17 protein-coding genes and 2 pseudogenes are annotated in these 17,215 nt (G+C 36.4%); 12 read left to right on the plus strand and 7 right to left on the minus strand.

Annotated elements, in window-relative coordinates; translation table 11 throughout:
* Positions 1-3 precede the first annotated feature (3 nt).
* Positions 4-723, minus strand: a complete 720-nt coding sequence (locus tag ACIQ2D_RS15155; protein ID WP_402865433.1) for a hypothetical protein — start codon at positions 721-723, stop codon at positions 4-6.
* Between the two features lie 451 nt (positions 724-1,174).
* On the opposite strand from ACIQ2D_RS15155, the gene ACIQ2D_RS15160 reads away from it, so the two are divergent.
* From ACIQ2D_RS15160 to ACIQ2D_RS15170, 3 genes are all read left to right on the plus strand, one after another.
* A complete protein-coding gene (locus ACIQ2D_RS15160; RefSeq protein WP_402865435.1) occupies positions 1,175-2,371 on the plus strand; it encodes an MFS transporter in 1,197 nt (398 codons plus the stop codon).
* Positions 2,372-2,752: 381 nt separating this feature from the next.
* Complete coding sequence (ppsA, locus tag ACIQ2D_RS15165) at positions 2,753-5,359, plus strand: phosphoenolpyruvate synthase (protein ID WP_402865437.1); 2,607 nt, start codon at positions 2,753-2,755, stop codon at positions 5,357-5,359.
* Positions 5,360-5,737: 378 nt separating this feature from the next.
* The gene (locus ACIQ2D_RS15170; RefSeq protein WP_402865439.1) at positions 5,738-5,908 is read left to right on the plus strand and encodes a hypothetical protein; all 171 of its coding nucleotides are present in this window, start codon (positions 5,738-5,740) and stop codon (positions 5,906-5,908) included.
* Positions 5,909-5,968: 60 nt separating this feature from the next.
* On the opposite strand, the gene ACIQ2D_RS15175 is transcribed toward ACIQ2D_RS15170, so the two are convergent.
* Positions 5,969-6,412, minus strand: coding sequence for a carboxymuconolactone decarboxylase family protein (locus tag ACIQ2D_RS15175; RefSeq protein WP_402865441.1), 444 nt, complete (start codon positions 6,410-6,412; stop codon positions 5,969-5,971).
* Positions 6,413-6,624: 212 nt separating this feature from the next.
* Here ACIQ2D_RS15175 and ACIQ2D_RS15180 point away from each other — a divergent pair, with 212 nt between their 5' ends.
* Together ACIQ2D_RS15180 and ACIQ2D_RS15185 are read left to right on the plus strand one after the other, a co-directional pair.
* Positions 6,625-7,134, plus strand: coding sequence for a MepB family protein (locus ACIQ2D_RS15180; RefSeq protein ID WP_402865442.1), 510 nt, complete (start codon positions 6,625-6,627; stop codon positions 7,132-7,134).
* Between the two features lie 288 nt (positions 7,135-7,422).
* A complete protein-coding gene (locus tag ACIQ2D_RS15185) occupies positions 7,423-8,130 on the plus strand; it encodes a hypothetical protein (RefSeq protein ID WP_402865444.1) in 708 nt (235 codons plus the stop codon).
* Between the two features lie 436 nt (positions 8,131-8,566).
* On the opposite strand, the gene ACIQ2D_RS15190 is transcribed toward ACIQ2D_RS15185, so the two are convergent.
* Positions 8,567-8,728 carry a YjcZ family sporulation protein gene (locus tag ACIQ2D_RS15190; protein WP_402865445.1) on the minus strand — a complete coding sequence of 54 codons (162 nt, stop codon included), beginning with the start codon at positions 8,726-8,728 and terminating at the stop codon, positions 8,567-8,569.
* 221 nt (positions 8,729-8,949) lie between these two features.
* Positions 8,950-9,030, minus strand: a pseudogene (locus ACIQ2D_RS15195) (YjcZ family sporulation protein); the annotation flags it as partial.
* A 431-nt stretch (positions 9,031-9,461) separates the two neighbouring features.
* On the opposite strand from ACIQ2D_RS15195, the gene ACIQ2D_RS15200 reads away from it, so the two are divergent.
* The 4 genes from ACIQ2D_RS15200 (at position 9,462) to ACIQ2D_RS15215 (ending at position 11,499) form a co-directional block, all read left to right on the plus strand.
* Positions 9,462-9,872 carry a hypothetical protein gene (locus ACIQ2D_RS15200; RefSeq protein ID WP_402865447.1) on the plus strand — a complete coding sequence of 137 codons (411 nt, stop codon included), beginning with the start codon at positions 9,462-9,464 and terminating at the stop codon, positions 9,870-9,872.
* Positions 9,873-10,001: 129 nt separating this feature from the next.
* Positions 10,002-10,235, plus strand: coding sequence for a DUF3953 domain-containing protein (locus ACIQ2D_RS15205; RefSeq protein WP_402865449.1), 234 nt, complete (start codon positions 10,002-10,004; stop codon positions 10,233-10,235).
* A 175-nt stretch (positions 10,236-10,410) separates the two neighbouring features.
* Entirely contained in the window at positions 10,411-11,040 is a 630-nt protein-coding gene (locus tag ACIQ2D_RS15210) for a class I SAM-dependent methyltransferase (protein WP_402865450.1), read from the plus strand.
* 90 nt (positions 11,041-11,130) lie between these two features.
* Positions 11,131-11,499: a hypothetical protein gene (locus ACIQ2D_RS15215; RefSeq protein ID WP_402865452.1), complete on the plus strand. Its 369-nt coding sequence runs from the start codon at positions 11,131-11,133 to the stop codon at positions 11,497-11,499.
* 166 nt (positions 11,500-11,665) lie between these two features.
* Here the strand turns inward: ACIQ2D_RS15215 and ACIQ2D_RS15220 are convergent, their stop codons facing one another.
* The 3 genes from ACIQ2D_RS15220 to ACIQ2D_RS15230 form a co-directional block, all read right to left on the minus strand.
* On the minus strand, positions 11,666-12,856 hold the full coding sequence (locus ACIQ2D_RS15220) for a sensor histidine kinase (RefSeq protein WP_402865453.1): 1,191 nt from the start codon (positions 12,854-12,856) through the stop codon (positions 11,666-11,668).
* The gene (locus tag ACIQ2D_RS15225) at positions 12,853-13,542 is read right to left on the minus strand and encodes a response regulator transcription factor (protein WP_402865455.1); all 690 of its coding nucleotides are present in this window, start codon (positions 13,540-13,542) and stop codon (positions 12,853-12,855) included. The genes ACIQ2D_RS15220 and ACIQ2D_RS15225 overlap by 4 nt, the downstream gene beginning before the upstream one ends.
* Positions 13,543-13,755: 213 nt before the next feature.
* Positions 13,756-14,166: a hypothetical protein gene (locus tag ACIQ2D_RS15230; protein WP_402865457.1), complete on the minus strand. Its 411-nt coding sequence runs from the start codon at positions 14,164-14,166 to the stop codon at positions 13,756-13,758.
* A gap of 348 nt (positions 14,167-14,514) precedes the next feature.
* Here ACIQ2D_RS15230 and ACIQ2D_RS15235 point away from each other — a divergent pair, with 348 nt between their 5' ends.
* The 3 genes and pseudogenes from ACIQ2D_RS15235 to ACIQ2D_RS15245 form a co-directional block, all read left to right on the plus strand.
* Positions 14,515-14,973: a hypothetical protein gene (locus ACIQ2D_RS15235; protein ID WP_402865459.1), complete on the plus strand. Its 459-nt coding sequence runs from the start codon at positions 14,515-14,517 to the stop codon at positions 14,971-14,973.
* A 268-nt stretch (positions 14,974-15,241) separates the two neighbouring features.
* Positions 15,242-15,676, plus strand: coding sequence for a YfmQ family protein (locus ACIQ2D_RS15240; protein WP_402865461.1), 435 nt, complete (start codon positions 15,242-15,244; stop codon positions 15,674-15,676).
* 741 nt (positions 15,677-16,417) lie between these two features.
* Positions 16,418-17,215: pseudogene (locus tag ACIQ2D_RS15245) on the plus strand (exosporium protein); the annotation flags it as partial.

Here is a 17,215-nt window from a genome sequence, read left to right on the forward strand (position 1 = left end):
TTGTTATTTCCCTTTGAAATCTTGGATGACAGAATTTTTAAATCCGGCAAGTTTTTGCAACAATACGCCGTATGCGTCACGCTCTTTGATAGCTTCTTCTATAACCTTTTTAGTTTTTTCGCGATAGGCATTAAAATCATCCAAATCGAGGATTTCAACATAATCAGATTTTAACGTACCGTCTTTTAACCTTTCCTCGTATAACGCCATCATTCGGGAAATGCCCCTCTCAGATACATCAATACTCCCACTTGTTATACCTAAAGCCCTGATAAGAAAATTTGTCATATCAGCTATTGCATTCTTTTCCTTAAATAAGTTTTGAGCGTATTCATTTACGAGTTTAGCATTAACTTCATCCACCAAATCTAAAAAGCTGTTCTGAAAAATTTGGTTGGTGTTTTGACCGTCTGCCTGTCCGCCAAATATGCCTTTTTCTTTGAAGTCATTATATTTCGCCATAAACTCGTCTAATAATTTGCTGTCAGCATTGCGATCGGAACTATTTTGTAAACTTAACTTTAATCGAGCTAAATCATTCGTAAAATCTTTTAATGTCTCGTCTGACACGTCCTTTTTTAAAGGTGAACTGCTAAAAATAACAGCACTATTTTTTTCGCCTGCACTTGCACTAATAGCATCTTTATTGATTTTGTTCAACATACCGATAGTGTCTAATTGAATTCTGCTAGCAACAGATGGACCATTCAAACCCACTTTCATAATATATCACTCCTTTATTTACTGCGATTAGCTTTTGCGCTTTTAATATACATCGGTTTAATCCTAAAATTATTTATACTTGTAATTTGTTTTAAAAATAGGTTGTTTTTACCTATTTAGTTGTGTATAGGCTTCAAAATTTTGCAATCAATATTAACAAGGTATTTTGGTGTCTTGTGTCAAAATCATATCCTCAGCTAATATTGCATAGTTACTTGAAAAAGAAAAGCATTCAATAATTTGATTAATTAAATAAAGGGTAAATTCATATTAATTAGAATTATAGATATAATGTGAAAAAAATGAAGATGATAGCAGCCGATATTTTATATACAAATCTTGATAAATTCATTCCCCCGGATTTATCTGCATACGAAGGAGAATAAATGATGAATACGCCAATTTAAAAAATCCCTCCATCAAAAAATCACCTTTAACAAATGGGGGGAAAGTGAAATTGAATAGAAATTTTTTGTTGTTATTAATCGGGCAATCACTTGCGAATATGGGGGATGTCCTATATCTAGTAAGTGTTATTAGTACAATTTTTACCTTAACGGGTTCTGCAACTGCTTCATCCTTTGTGCCATTTACGATAAGTACTTTTATGTTTATCTCCAGTTTACTAACGCCCATTTTAATAGGACGTTTTAATTTGAAGTGGTTGTTAGCTGGGTCACAAATAGGGAAAACCATTTTATTGACCCTTTTAGGTTTTTTGATGTTAGAACTAACTGCCACAAACTTATATGTATTATTTATTATCATTGCGTGTATTGCTTTCCTTGACGGGTGTGCAAATCCCATAAGTCAATCCTTAATTCCTCACTACGTTGAACCTGAATACTTACTCAAAGCTAACGGACTTACTGAAACGGTCACGCAGCTTATTCAGACAACGATGTGGTTCTTAGGAAGTATGTTTTTAATTATCCTTGGTGCCCAGCAACTCCTTTGGATCGTGGGAGGATTATTTGTGATAGCAAGCCTTTTGTTAAGTACAATGGCGAATGTGAAGCATCATCCGAACCATCCAAACGGGAAAATTGAAATGATCAAAGAAGGTTGGAGAACCTTATCAAATACGCCCGTTTTAAGAAAGATTGCAAAGGTCGAATTTCTGGAAACGATCGCTGGAACAGTATGGATTGCTGCCATTTTATACGTATTCGTCAGTGAGGCTTTGCATGTCGATGAAAAATGGTGGGGATTTATTAACGGAGCTTTCTTTTTAGGATTAATAGTGGGAAGCATTTACTGCATTAAATACTCCGCATTTGTTGAGAAAAAAATAGGCGTATTTATTTTCGGCGGATCGTTGGCAGGGTTTTTCGTAACGTTAATGTTTGGTTTAAATAGTTTTCCAATGATCGCTTTACTATTATCATTTCTTGTGGGCCTTTTCTGGCAATTAAAAAACATTCCACAACAAACGGTAATTCAAACAAGTGTTTCAACTGAAAAATTGTCTACGGTATATACTTCATTAAGTGCTATAGGTACTGCAGTATTTGGAATTGGTTCTTTAATAGTGGGGATGATAGCAGACTTCTTTGGTGTGAGAACAGTTTTTGTTGTCTCTTCAGTATTACTGGCAATGGTTAGCTTTATTATTTATAAAAATAAAAAAATATTTGCTAATAACTAGATAAGATAATATTTATGTACTTGAAAACTATTTTGAGCGTTAATCCAAAAGGAATTAACGCTCTTTTGTATACGCTATTTTATTAGCAGGAAAGTAGAATAGATGGAAAAGTTGAATTTAACCCTATTTATTGTGGGCTACTTGCGAGGGGATGAACCGGGTATCAGGTGAAAATATGATAAAAACCTGCTATTTCTTCTAAAAATCAAACGAATTCTATTCCTGTATTTATTATAGCACATGAAAAATAGTAAAAATAGACTATTTATTCTCATTTTCTACTGCTAAACTACATAAGAACTTTACTTAGAAGTGTTGAGAGGTATATATGTAACAAGGAAAATAAATGAAATGTAATGTAATGGTTAGGAGCGATGTAGAATGAGTTCTTTGGTTCTCGGTTTTCAGGAAATGGACAAAACGCAGCTTATGCTTGTTGGCGGAAAAGGGTTAAATTTAGGGATATTATCAAAAATAGAAGGCATACAAGTACCACAAGGGTTTTGTGTGACAACCGTGGGCTATCAAAAAGCCATCGCACACAACGAAATGTATCAAGCTTTGTTGGATCGGCTCACGATGTTAACAGTAGAAGACCACAAGCAAATTGGTGAAATCAGCAGGGAGATTCGACAATTCATTATGGACGTAGAAATTCCTGCCGATGTTGTGGAAGCAGTGACTTACTATCACTCCCAGTATGGCGTTGAACAGGCATTTGCCGTGCGTTCTAGTGCGACTGCTGAAGACTTACCACATGCCTCTTTTGCGGGTCAACAAGACACCTATTTAAATATCATCGGCAAAGAAGCCATCCTGCAGCATATCAGCAAATGTTGGGCTTCCCTTTTTACGGATCGCGCGGTCATCTACCGTATGCAACAGGGCTTTGACCACCGTAAAGTTTATCTATCCGTTATCGTTCAAAAGATGGTGTTCCCACAGGCTTCAGGGATTTTATTTACCGCTGATCCGATGACTTCTAACAGAAAAATACTATCCATCAATGCCAGTTTTGGACTTGGAGAAGCACTGGTCTCTGGCTTGGTATCTGCCGATTGTTATAAAGTCCAGGATGAGGCAATCGTCGATAAGATGATCGCCACCAAAAAACTGGCTATCTATGGCCTACAAGAAGGCGGAACAGTAACCCAGCAGATCGATCCCCAGCAGCAAAAGACGCAAACACTTACGGATCAACAAATTTTACAATTAGCACGCATAGGCAGACAGATTGAAGCTTATTTTGGTACCCCACAAGATATCGAATGGTGTTTGGTGGATGACACATTTTATATTGTCCAAAGTCGGCCAATCACTACTTTATACCCGATCCCGGAAGTGCATGATCAAGAAAATCACGTTTACGTCTCTGTCGGTCACCAACAAATGATGACCGATGCCATGAAACCGCTAGGATTGTCTTATTACCTGTTAACGACGCCTGCACCTATGCGTACAGCTGGTGGAAGGCTGTTTGTGGATATCACACAAGGTCTGGCTTCACCTACTAGCAGAGAAATGTTATTAGCAAGATTGGGACAATCCGATCCGCTCATTAAAGACGCACTTACGACCATCATCGCGCGAGGAGATTTCATCAAATCGGTACCAACTGATACGATGCCCAACAGCAACAATAAAAGTATGCCGTCCGCAGGTGTTCAAGCACCTATCGACTACGATCCGACCATCGTTTCTGATTTGATTAAGCGTAGTCAAACATCGATAGAAGAGCTAAAACAAAACATCCAAACGAAAGCAGGATCAGCTTTATTTGATTTTATTCTTGAAGATCTCCAGCAATTTAAGAAGATTCTATTTGACCCGCAAAGTTTGGGTGTCATTATGGCTGCTATGCATGCTTCCACATGGATCAATGAAAAAATGAACGAGTGGTTAGGTGAAAAAAACGCAGCCGATACGCTTTCTCAATCCGTACCAAACAATATTACGTCGGAGATGGGTCTGGCACTATTGGATGTCGCAGATGTCATTCGTCCTTATCCAGACGTAGTTGCTTATTTACAACAAGTAAAAGATGATGACTTTTTGGATGAACTGCTTCAGTTTGAGGGTGGACAGGAAGCCCAAGACGCGATCTATGAGTACCTCAACAAATACGGCATGCGCTGTACGGGAGAAATCGATATTACTAGAACGCGTTGGCACGAAAAACCAACGACACTGGTCCCAATGATTCTAAATAATATCAAAATCTTTGAGCCCAATGCGAGCAAGCAGAAATTTGAGCAAGGGCGACAGGAAGCGTTGAAAAAAGAACAAGAGCTTTTAGATCGATTGAAGCAATTACCGGATGGCGAACAAAAAGCAAAAGAAACAAAACGAATGATCGACCTCATCCGCAATTTCATCGGTTATCGAGAATATCCAAAATACGGCATGGTTCATCGCTACTTCGTTTATAAGCAGGCTTTACTGAAAGAAGCTGAACAACTCGTACAAGCCAACGTTATTCAGGAAATAGACGATATCTACTATCTCACTTTTGAAGAACTTCACGAAGTCGTACGTACACACAAACTGGATTACCCAATCATCAGCCAACGAAAAGCCTCGTACAAATTTTATGAAAAACTAACGCCACCACGTGTGATCACGTCTGATGGTGAAATCATTGTAGGTGAATACAAACGAGACAATCTCCCAGCCGAAGCTTTGGTAGGTCTAGCTGTATCTTCGGGAGTGATAGAGGGGCGAGCACGTGTTATCTTAAACATGGAAGAGGCAGTTTTAGAAGCGGGAGATATACTAGTTACCGCCTTTACTGACCCTAGCTGGACACCATTGTTTGTATCCATCAAAGGCCTAATCACCGAAGTGGGTGGACTGATGACCCACGGAGCAGTTATCGCACGTGAATACGGCTTACCTGCAGTTGTCGGGGTGGAGAACGCGACCAAACTGATAAAAGACGGACAACGAATTCGCGTACATGGCACAGAAGGCTATATCGAAATAGTGTAATAGCGCAATACCTTACCGTATATTGAAATGCTTTTCTTGTGTTATGGCATCATAAATTTTATGTTTTAAGGTTTTTTATTCAACTACTAAGGGCGATTGTTCAATGAGAACGATCGCTTCTTGTGCTATCGGCGCAGGTTCGTTGAAGAAGAAGGAGTAGAAGCTTGCTTTAAAAAGGTATACCAAAGAGGAATTTAAAATTTCATCACTCTATTGAATGAATAACTGATAAATTTTGTGCAAGAAGGGTGAATGTAATGAAACATGGAGATATGACCATCTTAGCTTAAAACGTAGCATTAGATTCGATGGACAAATTAAGAATAGATTAACCAGAAGTGTTTGTAGAACAAATACCACCAACTTCACATGATCCATATGAAAAGGTTAAAAGATATTATAGAAACGAATGGCTACACATTTCAAGTGCAGCGTGTGATTGATGCCTATAAAGAAGAATATGGCAAGGTTTACATCAGTCATACCATGAAGCATTGTTGCGAAAGCTTAAACGCTGAATTAGACATTTTAGTAGCGCAAGGTTACTAATCATTTTAAGGATTAATCGAAGAAAAAAACGAACACCGTTAGATGTTCGTTAAAGAGTTATTATTTTTCAATTGCTGTATTTCCCATTGCGATAGAAATTCTATTCCAACTGTTGATTTGATTGATGATTAGAACAAGGTCAACATACTGTTTCTCGTCATAGAATTCACGTACTCGGTTATATAGGTCATCTGGAACTCTTTTATTAGAAATTAAAGTTATATGTTCAGCTAATTCTAGAGCAACTTTCTCTTCAAGTGTATAAAAAGTACAATCATTCCAAGCATTTAAACAATAAATACGTTGTTCGGTTTCACCCATCTTACGTGCATCGGATGTATGCATGTCTATACAGAACGCACACCCATTAATTTGAGAGACTCTAATTTTGATAAGTTCTCTAGTAGCTCGATTAATTGTAGATTTTTTTGTGTATTTTTCCATATCCATCATAATTTCCATGGCGTCAGGTGCAACATCATAGTAGGCAACTCTTTGACTCATAAGGCAAAACTCCTTTTGTTTTTAAGAATAAGCTAATTATAGCGATGTACGAACGTTTGTGCTAGTTTTTAGTTCTATAACATCTGAGTTAAATGAAAATCAAGATAAATATTGTTGAGTAAATTTAAATGAAGAGATTAATTAAGTGAAGCTATTTAATGACCAATTGATGAGATAATAGTATGTCGTAGTATAAGATAAGGAGTACAAATATGAATAAATTTTTTAAGACGTTAACATATGTAAATGAAATGTTTTATGAACCTAATCAGTTAACTATAAAAAACATCCTGGAGGAAACCCAAAATTCAGATTATGGGGCTGGGATATTTCAACTAAATTCTAAATCGGTTAGATTTAGAGTCGCAAAAATAACACCTACCAAGATAGGACAGTTTGTTGCCTTTTGGGAAAAGGATGAAGCTGATAAAAACCAAGCGTTTTCATATGACAACGCTACTGATTTATTAGTGATAAATACCTTTGATGGTAATGATAATTATGGGCAATTCGTTTTTCCAAAAGAAGTTCTTTTAAAACAAAACATTCTTAAAACCGCTAAAACTAAGGGGAAAATGGCAATTAGAGTCTATCCTAGTTGGGTTACTCCTACTAGTAAACAAGCTATTGCAACACAAAAGTGGCAATTACCATATTTTATTAATATTGACGATGCAAATAGTATACCAATACATGAGTTATTAAAATTATACTCCAACTAAAATTGTATAATGGTAATATTAATTGAACAATTATGAGGGAATTGTTCATAAAGTAGCACTACTATCCATTCAGCCTATTAATAATTAGTAAAAGGCCTTGAAGTTTACCCACAATAGAATAGAGAAAAATAGAGAAGTACAATAGCGTAGAAAAGAATAGAAAATTTTTGCCCAATATTTATGTTGGCATCAATTGCTTGAAGTCGTGAAACATAGCAGTAACGATGGATCTATCAGAAAAATAATCGTTTACTACCAACGAAGAGGCAGTCACTAGGATGGGATAATATGAGAAAAAACGTATGTATTTTTGGGCTTATATTGTTTATGATTTCAGTAATACCCTTATTGCTAATGGTCAGAGAAGTAGTAACAAGTTGGACAATAGATCTTCGTTATACAATCGAACAGGCTTATACTGAACAAGGATTTCCTACAACAATCAATGTGCAAGAAATTGATATCAATGGTCGTCTTATCGAAATAGTGGAAGAACCGACTGGGAAAAAAGCAAGCTTAACTTCTTGGGATAGCGACGAAGGTGTAGAGGCTGGGGACATTGTGAAAATTCATCTATTGGTGGATGGGCAGGACGTTACGCAAGCCGACGAAATTTGGCTCTCGAATCGTGAAAAAGGCGGCAGTTATTTCTCTTGGCTTGATATTTTAACGGTTAACGACAAAATAGCGATAGTACAACGACTTACAGATGATGATGCAGCAATGGACGACCGTAGATGGAAAATCATTTGGATTGATGAAAAAGGCAAGATCACTGAAGATGAAATTTCTTATCAAGAGCGAGGAGACAATCCACTTGCGGTTCAATTAATAAAAGTTTCTGGCACATCATTAGTGGCTATGGGCTATTATTCCGATATACTCATGGGTTACCCATCCATTTTCTTCCCAGTTCTATATCCAGTAGGCACGGGATTAGTCGGTATTGCGCTATGTAGCATGGCATTTAGACGACGAAAAAAACATCTAAAGTAAACGGATAACTACTATATACATACTCCCGGGGCGTTACGCCAAGATTCGGTTTACAAAACAATAATAAATCAGAGTAGTCCTATACATTTGGGACCACTCTGATTTTTTTACGTCCAAACAACTGAGCGAATGAATCAGACGGCTCAATGAAGATGGTCATATCATTAAATAAGGTTAAGGATGACCCTAAGCCACGCGCTCACGCAGATCATGAATAAAGTAAGATGAAGACACTGAATATGTATTTGAGGAAATAAAAGGGTCACCAGGTTGGGAGTGACCCTTTGATCAAAACAGGGGTATAGAAGGCTGATAGATTACCATGGCACTACTATTATGATAGTTTGCAGAAGGGGTTATGGAGATGATTAATTGTCGCCAATAATGAAGGGGTGAACTTTTCTTTTATTTTCTGACACTAAAAAAACTGTACCGATTAATACGACATGAAAGATGCGCCGACAATAATTAGAAGAATAAATAGAACAACGATTAAAACGAATGTTGAGCTATTATTCTTACCACAGTCATTTCTATATTCATTGCCATAGCTTGTGCAACAATTGTTAAAATTACCTGAATACCCGTAGTATCCCATATAATCCTCTCCTTTCTTTAATTTATAGTATGTATAGTCATGGACATGAGGAGGGGATTCGTCCAATCCATTGTTCTTTTTTTGAAAATAATGAATTAATCAGGTTACGTAGTTTGGGAATTAAACAAAACAAGAGTCACTCGGTGGAAAGTGACCCTCGGTGTCGAAAAAAAGGGAGGTGTAAGCCTAAATTACCTTGACCTTACAATTACTTTCATGTGTTAATACGATTTATGCATGAAGCTAGCGCCAACAATAATTAGTAAAATGAATAGGACAACGATTAGAGCGAATGATGAATTATCACGTCTGCCATAGTCCGAACCATAATCTTCATTTCCCACAATAAATCCCTCCTTTCTATAATCTATAATATGTAAAGTTATAGAAAGGAGAAATGGTATTTATCTAATCAATTATTCCTTTTGAAAAAAATGTAGTTCGTATGGAGTTGTATGAAATCCATATGAAGTGGAATTTTATGATTCTGAATTATAAGGAGATTACTGAACGTATTGAAGAAATTAATTACTAAGGGAATCCACCACTTATTACGAAGAACCAAGAATTTATGTAGAATTATACTTAAACGATGTATTTTATGGTAATATTATGCTTAATTTAAGATTATTTATAAAATAGGCACTGTTTAATGTCACTTTTATTTTTTGTCTAGAAAGAATGTTCGTATTGCAGTGAGTGAAGAAAAATTAATATAGAAGTAGGGATACTAGTGAAGTCGATAATTGCAGGGTTGTTATCATTTATAGTTGGTTTTATGTGTTACGCTTTAACGTTGAAACTCGTTTGGAATGAATCACTTGGCGGCGATGCTTATGCTGTTTTGATATGGGGAGGTTTCTTCTTCTTAATTGGTATTCCAATGTATCTATTTATGATAAGTCTAATAGATGAAAGTACTAGATTTAGCAAACATAAGTATCTCTTTTATCCGCTAGGTTGTATGCTTGCCTATTTTGTACCTGCCGCAATTATTGCACTCATTTCCGGCGGTGTATCAGCCATATTCTCGTCAGAGTTACTCCTTTTCCATACATTCTTTTTAAGTAGTGGGTTTATCTTTGGCATAACAAGTTGGTTTTTCCGAAGAAAAGAAAGTTCAGACTACTTAAAGTTCAATTGACGTTACATACATAAATGAAATTAAAGGCGTATATGAATTTACTCATAGCGCCTTTTATATTGCACTTGAACTACTCCCACCTACGCTTAGAAGAGGGAGGTCAATGCAAGAAAACAGGGGGTATGAATTTTGTTGAAACTTTCAAATTATGTTTTTTCAGCAATAACTTTAATATTAGTAGCTTATGGATTGATTACGAAGAATTTTGAGTTTAATTCTTTAATGCTATTTTTTTTAGGTTTAACAATGTTGGTAAGGGGCTTACAAGAATTTCAACAGAAGCGCAACGTATATGGTTGGATGTTTGTGGGAGTTTTTTTAATTTCATTATTTGTTTCAGTTCAGGGTTTCTTATTACGTTAACGGCGCAGCTTAGTTGAATAAGGAATGGTCTATCGGGCTGTTAGGAGCAGCCCAATGTCCCCTGATTGCGCGCTCCCATATGGCTAGCAATATTTTTAACATAAGTCATATTAATTGTAGACATAAAAGGTCTGTAATATACTTATTTGAAATGATACATAAAGGAGATCGAGCTATGACGGAATTTTGGGAAACAAGCTTTATAGAAAAGCAGACAATGTGGGGATTTGAGCCTACAGACTCTGCCATCATGACAAAGGATTTTTTCCTTGAAAAGAATGTGAAGGATATCCTGATACCAGGTATTGGTTATGGCAGAAATGCAAAGGTTTTTATGGATAATGGCATCCATGTAACAGGTATTGAGATTTCAAAAACAGCGATTGATTTGGCGAGGGAAAATGGGCTGGATATTGATATTTTTCATGGTTCGGTAAATGACATGCCCTTTGATCAGAAACGCTATGACGGTATATTTAGCCATGCTCTTCTGCACTTATTGAATCAGCAGGAGAGAGAGAAGTTCATTCAAGATTGCTATAACCAGCTAAAGCCAAATGGCTATATGATTTTTACAACTGTTTCAAAAGACGCTCCGATGTTTGGACAAGGCAAACAATTGGATCAAGACTATTTCGAGATCATGGCAGGCGTCAAAATGTATTTTTATGATGCTGACTCCGTCAAACAAGATTTTGAAAAATATGGGCTAGTAGAAGTTTCACAAATGGACGAACCGAACAAAAACATGAAAAATAAACCGCCCATCAATTTTGTCATTGTCACGTGTAAGAAAGAATTATAGAACTAGATTGTATTGTAAAAACCCACCTTATAGTGTAAATTTACACTGCTAGGTGGGTTTTTCTCGTCAATTTAATAAGGGGTGTATCAAATGAAGCGAATGATTATCACTATTTTGTCATTATTTCCAGTTCCTTTTTTATTTCATTTTTATGAATATAATCGCCATCTTGCGAGGGAAGACGCTGATTTCTTATTTCCGGTATTCCTCTTGTGTACAATTGTTGTAGGGATCACGTCGAGAAACCTTAAAATGTCTATGTTCTTTGGCGTCAATTTTATGATGACCTTACTTTCTTTGCTATTTGGCTACTTTTTAATCGCTGATGACGGAGGGTGGTTTAAACCTGTTGGCAGAGATGGTGCCATGATATTTGTCTCTATTATTTATATAATAGGTCAGATAATCATTAGAGAGGTTAGCAAAATCATACTACCCAATAAAGGGAACGATAACTAATGGCAAACCTGCTGTAGAGCCTCATTACAGGCTTTAAATAACTTTTAATTAGTTTTATTCCTCTTTTTGCTACGGGCCTTTTTTGGGGGCTTACGCGCTATGTAGCGCTGTTGATGTAAAACTAGTATGCCCCGCGCTTAACTTAAGGCGGGGTTATACTAGTTTTTTATTTCGAAGTAGGTGTTTGGCTGTTTGCGTCCGGCCAGTTTTTTAGTAATTCTATCTCAAAGATCGTACCGATATGTTCGGAACTTTTCACATGTATTCGTCCTTTATGCTTCTCGATAATCGACCGAACGATGGAAAGACCTAAGCCAGAGCCACCTAAGCTTCTTGTACGTGATTGATCGACTCTGTAAAAGGGTTCGAAGATAAATGGAAGGTCTTCCTTGGCGATACCGATACCTGTGTCAGCGATACTGATACGAATGCAGTCATGTTGTTCATGACAGATTACCTCAATCATGCCGTTCGTTTTATTATATTTCACAGCATTTTCAATTAGATTGGAAAAGACCCTGTAAATAAGTACTTTATTGCCAACTATGCTTTCTTTACAGTTGTTGAGTGTAAGTGTAATATTTTTTTCAGCACAAAGTGGAGCGACTTCCTGAGCGATTGTTTCGAACATTTGGTGAAGGTCAATTTTGTCTGAAAATTTTACAGCATGATTATTTGCAAGCATTAATAAATCTTCAACAATATCAATGAGTCTTTGTGTACTTTCTTCGGTGATCTCCAAATTCTCCTTGTAGTCATCAATGGTTGGTGATGATTCGAGCTTTAGTATTTGTATACCTGTTTTCATTGTCGTAAGTGGTGTTTTTAATTCGTGGGCAGCATTTGCAGCAAAGTTTTTTTGATAAATATAGGAGTTTTCTATTCGTTGAAGCATTTTATTAAATTCTGAAGCAAGGTCACCAATTTCATCTTTTGACTTAATATTATTGATACGATCAGAAAGATTATGTTCATTAATATTCTCTATGCTTTTACGTAAATATTTAACTGGCTCCAATGCTTTTCCAGCTACGAAATAAATTGCACCAACACCTACAACCATAATTACAATCATCCAAATAAGACTCTGGGATTGGAATTTTTTATTTACCATATTAATTTCTTCTACATATTGAACATCTTTGGGCAGTGATGAAGGTGTTTTCAAGTCAAATTCGTGTGTTTCATCAGTTTGTATTCCTTCAATAGTTACATGCGTACCTTCCAACCCTGTTAATGGTTGAACAAATTTGTTGTTTGCACTGCTAATAGAAATGATGGTTAATAATATTGTTGTCATGATTAGAATTACACCAGTTAAAACTGTTAGTCGCATTCTTAATGATAAATATTTCATAACTGATTTACCTCATTATCTTGTATAATATAGCCTTGGCCTCTAACTGTTTTAATCACCTCGACATCCCCAAGTTCTTTGGCGATTTTTTTTCTTATCGAATGAATATGGAATTTTAACGTGTTTGATAATAAATCCACCTCACTATGCCAAACATGCTCCATTAATTCTTCAGCGCTGATAATTTTGTTTTTATTGAAAATTAAATACTCTAAAATGGCATATTCTTTTTTTGTTAAATCAATAGGTGTATTATGAACAAATCCGATTTTTTGCGCAGTATTAATCTTAATATCTGCCGCTGACACAATAGTGCTTTTTTGTGAAAATGTTCGGCGCAGTAATGAGCGTATGCGAGCTTCTAATACTTGAAAGTCGAATGGTTTTGTTACATAATCGTTTGCACCATTATCAAGACCAATAACGACATCATCTATATCAGAGCGAGCAGATAAAATAAGGACGCGCATATTTTCATCTGTTTGACGAATGTGTTTTAAAACATCTATTCCATCAATTTTAGGTATGTTTAAATCAAGAATAATTAAGTCATACATATTAATGTCAAAGAGCTCTAATGCTTCTTCACCATCAAATGCTGTATCAATGGCATATCCACTTTTATGAAGGCCTTTCACAATGAGTCTTGAGAGTGTTCTTTCATCTTCAATTAATAATAGTTTCATTTCTCAATCTCCTAAATTTCAAATAAATATAATTAATATCTAAAAGCTTGCTTCGGTAATCAAAGCAAGCTTTTAGCATGTATTTCCTATCTCTGTTTAGTGAAAATTAAATAGGATATTTCAGAATCAACATTAAATTTTCATTAATTTTGAATCTCGCTATTTTTAATCTCATCCAGGTAGAAAACACCTTCTAGCAATTCATCTTGTCCATTACTCAAAGGACTTAGTATCAGCACCTTCTATTTTAACCTCATCCCTTTGGGTAACACCTTCTGGCAATTCATCTTGTCCATTAAGCTCAAAGGACTTAGTATCAGCACCTTCTATTTTAACCTCATCCATTTGGATAACACCTTCTGGCAATTCACCTGTTCCATTAAGTTCATGGAGATTAATATCTGAATCAGTCTCTCCTAGTTGAACTTTATCCATTCGGACAACACCTTCTGGTAATTCATCTTGTCCATTAAATTCATTGTGCTCAACACCAGATAATTTGACTTCGCTTTTTAGCACCGTATTTTCTTCGCTATTTTCTGAGGCGAATGCCGAAAGAGATGCACCTCCACCGACTAGTAATCCTAATGCAAGTGCGCTAATGCCTAAATGTTTAAGTTTCATAAATAATCCTCCTAAAATTGTTTTGTAACGTTACACCCCTAATATAGCAAAGTGATGGTTAGATCTTCGTTAGTTTTGTTGATCGATGAACAATGAACACTTTTTTTGGTTTATTGGACGAACGGAGCAGCATTCTTGTAATGACTGAAAATGAGATGTGAGTAGAAGAAAACCTCATGACAAGATGCCGTTGACCCATTCCTCGGTGGACAAAATACAACAATAAGTACACTATTTTAAAAATTCACAAATTATTAAATAGTTAGACGTGTTGAGGACAAAAATAAGAGTTAAGCTATTAATAGGTTAATCTATAATAATAAAATTAAGGTGGGAGGAATATTAGCTTTGGAACACTTAGTTTATTGCGATAATAAAGAAAAAGTACTATCAAAAATACTCGATGGTTCGAAATCTATGGTTGTAAGAGGTGCAGCAGGGAGGAAAATTCCACATAGTAGAGTATTTGAAGGCGAGACACTTTACTTTATGGAAAAAGGAACAAAGCGTATATCAGCTAAAGCGGTAGTAGAAAGTGTTCAAAATTATGTAAAGTTAGCAGATGATGAAATCACAGAAACATTAGAAAAAAATCAGGTACAACTTGCATTGTCTGAAAAACAAAAGCAACATTGGCATAAAAAATGTCTTTGTTTAGTGGCATTTACGAATGTTGAGGAAATTACACCACTTGAATTTGATCATCAAGGAAATATGGATGATTGGCTAATTATTGAGAAAATTGAGGATGTTGTTGTGGGTACAAGTCTTCCTTATAATTATGACAAATCCCGTTTCAAAAAATAGTTTTTATTCTAAGCTTACTTAAGTTGAACAAAAATTAAACAACTTTTTCAGTTACATAAAAATCACGGAGTTGCTTAGGCAGCTCTTTTTTCTTTATTGGACGAACAGGGCAGGTTAGCTTATTAGCTAATCCAACATTTAAGATCAAAGATTAACCACGTAACTGATGTTGACTCACAAGAATACATGTCGGAGTTAGTTTAGTATATTGTTATAGCGTTTTTGTGATAAAATATGATAGTTATTAAATTGAAAGAGTTGATATGATATGACATGGATTTGGGTTGTTTCGATAGCGTTTTTTATGCTTAAATTGTTGATGAGTCCTCCAAGTGCGCTTGTGGCATGGGGTTTAAAGAAATTTGCCCTTCATCCAATACTTGATTCAAAAGATATTACGATAACATTTAACGGCAAGCATATAGAAGGGGAAGAAAAAATTAGATTGACTGACTATTTTAATGAAGCTAACGTTTTAAAAAAACATTATATTTTTCCAGGTCATGAACAATTATTTCTAAATCCAGACACTGATGTTAAGCCATTTGTATTCAACGTAAAAAGAGGCAAAAAAGATGTGAATTTCTTTGTTTATAGTTACGATCAACACGTTGATGTAGTTAAGCAGCACAAGAAGAAAGTTGTTTCATATAGTCTTAATTCTGATCATCTACTGAACTTTAGCGTGTCTACTAAGGGATAATGAGGCTGTCCCCTGTCTTAAAGATCAAGATCAAATAGGCATTTCCTTAACCAGTTATCGGTATTGTACCGGCAGCTGGTTTTTTTGTTTCGCTTGAGTAAGGCTATAATTCGAATGATTTATCTAATCTTTGACGGTTTGGTCTACGATTGCCGCGGTAGTATTCCTTAAATTGTCTAAGTAGAACGTTTCATACTGAAATGCAGAATGAAACGATTCGATAGGGGCATTATCAGCGGGCGTACTTTTACAAGGACTTGCTCATGGTAATGCCTCTCCCTTAAACGGCTTGTAGATAGCAATAACGTGTGAACAAAGATATTCTTATATGATTAAACTTGGTAGTTTTAATGAATTTTTAATTAACAGTAGCTTTATTTCAAGAAGGAGTAACGCTGTTTCCTTATTCAACGATCGCTTCTTGTGCTATCGGTGTAGGTTAGTTGCAGAAGAGGGAGTAGAAGGTTACTTTAAACTGGTATACCAAAGTGGAATTTAAAATTTCATCACTCTATTGAATGAATATATGAAAGCAAATGTTCAATTAGAGCGGATACTTATTTTAAAGGCCTAGGGACATTGTCTACCTCTGTTGTCTGTTCTTTGAATAGTATGTTAAAGAATTGAACTGGAGGTGAGTCAATGAATTTTAGACATTACCATAATTATAGTAATTGTAAAATTTTTAGTAATAACGATTTGTTTAAGTGCGAAACGAAAATAAAGAGCAATAGTTGCCAAATGAGATTCAAGTGTAACGAATGCGGATGTAATGTATGTCCGACAGAAGTAACAGGACCTCCAGGTTTAACTGGTTCAACAGGACCGACGGGTTCAACAGGCTCAACGGGGGCAAGGGGTTCAACGGGTTCAACAGGAGGAACAGGAGGAACAGGAGCAACAGGTGTAACAGGTTCAACAGGTTCAACAGGTTCAAAAGGAGGAACAGGAGCAACAGGTTCAACAGGTTTAACAGGAGGAACAGGTTCAACAGGAGCAACAGGAGCAACAGGAGCAACAGGAGCAACAGGAGCAACAGGAGCAACAGGAGCAACAGGAGCAACAGGAGCAACAGGTTCAACAGGTTTAACAGGAGGAACAGGAGCAACAGGAGGAACAGGAGCAACAGGTTCAACAGGTTCAACAGGTTTAACAGGAGGAACAGGAGCAACAGGAGCAACAGGAGCAACAGGAGCAACAGGTTCAACAGGCGCAACAGGAGGAACAGGAGCAACAGGAGGAACAGGAGGAACAGGAGGAACAGGTTCAACAGGAGCAACAGGAGCAACAGGAGCAACAGGAGGAACAGGAGCAACAGGAGCAACAGGAGCAACAGGAGCAACAGGTTCAACAGGAGCAACAGGTTCAACAGGTTTAACAGGAGGAACAGGAGCAACAGGAGCAACAGGAGCAACAGGAGCAACAGGAGCAACAGGAGCAACAGGAGCAACAGGAGCAACAGGAGCAACAGGAGCAACAGGCGCAACAGGTTCAACAGGCGCAACAGGAGCAACAGGTTCAACAGGAGCAACAGGTTCA

The organism is Lysinibacillus sp. NPDC097287, assembly GCF_044761695.1.
In the GTDB taxonomy this organism is placed as follows: domain Bacteria; phylum Bacillota; class Bacilli; order Bacillales_A; family Planococcaceae; genus Lysinibacillus.

Bases quoted from the DNA above. Each gene is read 5' to 3' on its own strand.
- ACIQ2D_RS15215 (WP_402865452.1), top strand. From the start codon at position 11,131: ATGAAGCGAATGATTATCACTATTTTGTCATTATTTCCAGTTCCTTTT.
- ACIQ2D_RS15185 (WP_402865444.1), top strand. From the start codon at position 7,423: ATGAGAAAAAACGTATGTATTTTTGGGCTTATATTGTTTATGATTTCA.
- ACIQ2D_RS15190 (WP_402865445.1), bottom strand. From the start codon at position 8,728: ATGGGATACTACGGGTATTCAGGTAATTTTAACAATTGTTGCACAAGC.
- ppsA (WP_402865437.1), top strand. From the start codon at position 2,753: ATGAGTTCTTTGGTTCTCGGTTTTCAGGAAATGGACAAAACGCAGCTT.
- ACIQ2D_RS15155 (WP_402865433.1), bottom strand. From the start codon at position 723: ATGAAAGTGGGTTTGAATGGTCCATCTGTTGCTAGCAGAATTCAATTA.
- ACIQ2D_RS15170 (WP_402865439.1), top strand. From the start codon at position 5,738: ATGAAAAGGTTAAAAGATATTATAGAAACGAATGGCTACACATTTCAA.
- ACIQ2D_RS15225 (WP_402865455.1), bottom strand. From the start codon at position 13,542: ATGAAACTATTATTAATTGAAGATGAAAGAACACTCTCAAGACTCATT.
- ACIQ2D_RS15230 (WP_402865457.1), bottom strand. From the start codon at position 14,166: ATGAAACTTAAACATTTAGGCATTAGCGCACTTGCATTAGGATTACTA.
- ACIQ2D_RS15210 (WP_402865450.1), top strand. From the start codon at position 10,411: ATGACGGAATTTTGGGAAACAAGCTTTATAGAAAAGCAGACAATGTGG.
- ACIQ2D_RS15175 (WP_402865441.1), bottom strand. From the start codon at position 6,412: ATGAGTCAAAGAGTTGCCTACTATGATGTTGCACCTGACGCCATGGAA.
- ACIQ2D_RS15240 (WP_402865461.1), top strand. From the start codon at position 15,242: ATGACATGGATTTGGGTTGTTTCGATAGCGTTTTTTATGCTTAAATTG.
- ACIQ2D_RS15180 (WP_402865442.1), top strand. From the start codon at position 6,625: ATGAATAAATTTTTTAAGACGTTAACATATGTAAATGAAATGTTTTAT.
- ACIQ2D_RS15220 (WP_402865453.1), bottom strand. From the start codon at position 12,856: ATGAAATATTTATCATTAAGAATGCGACTAACAGTTTTAACTGGTGTA.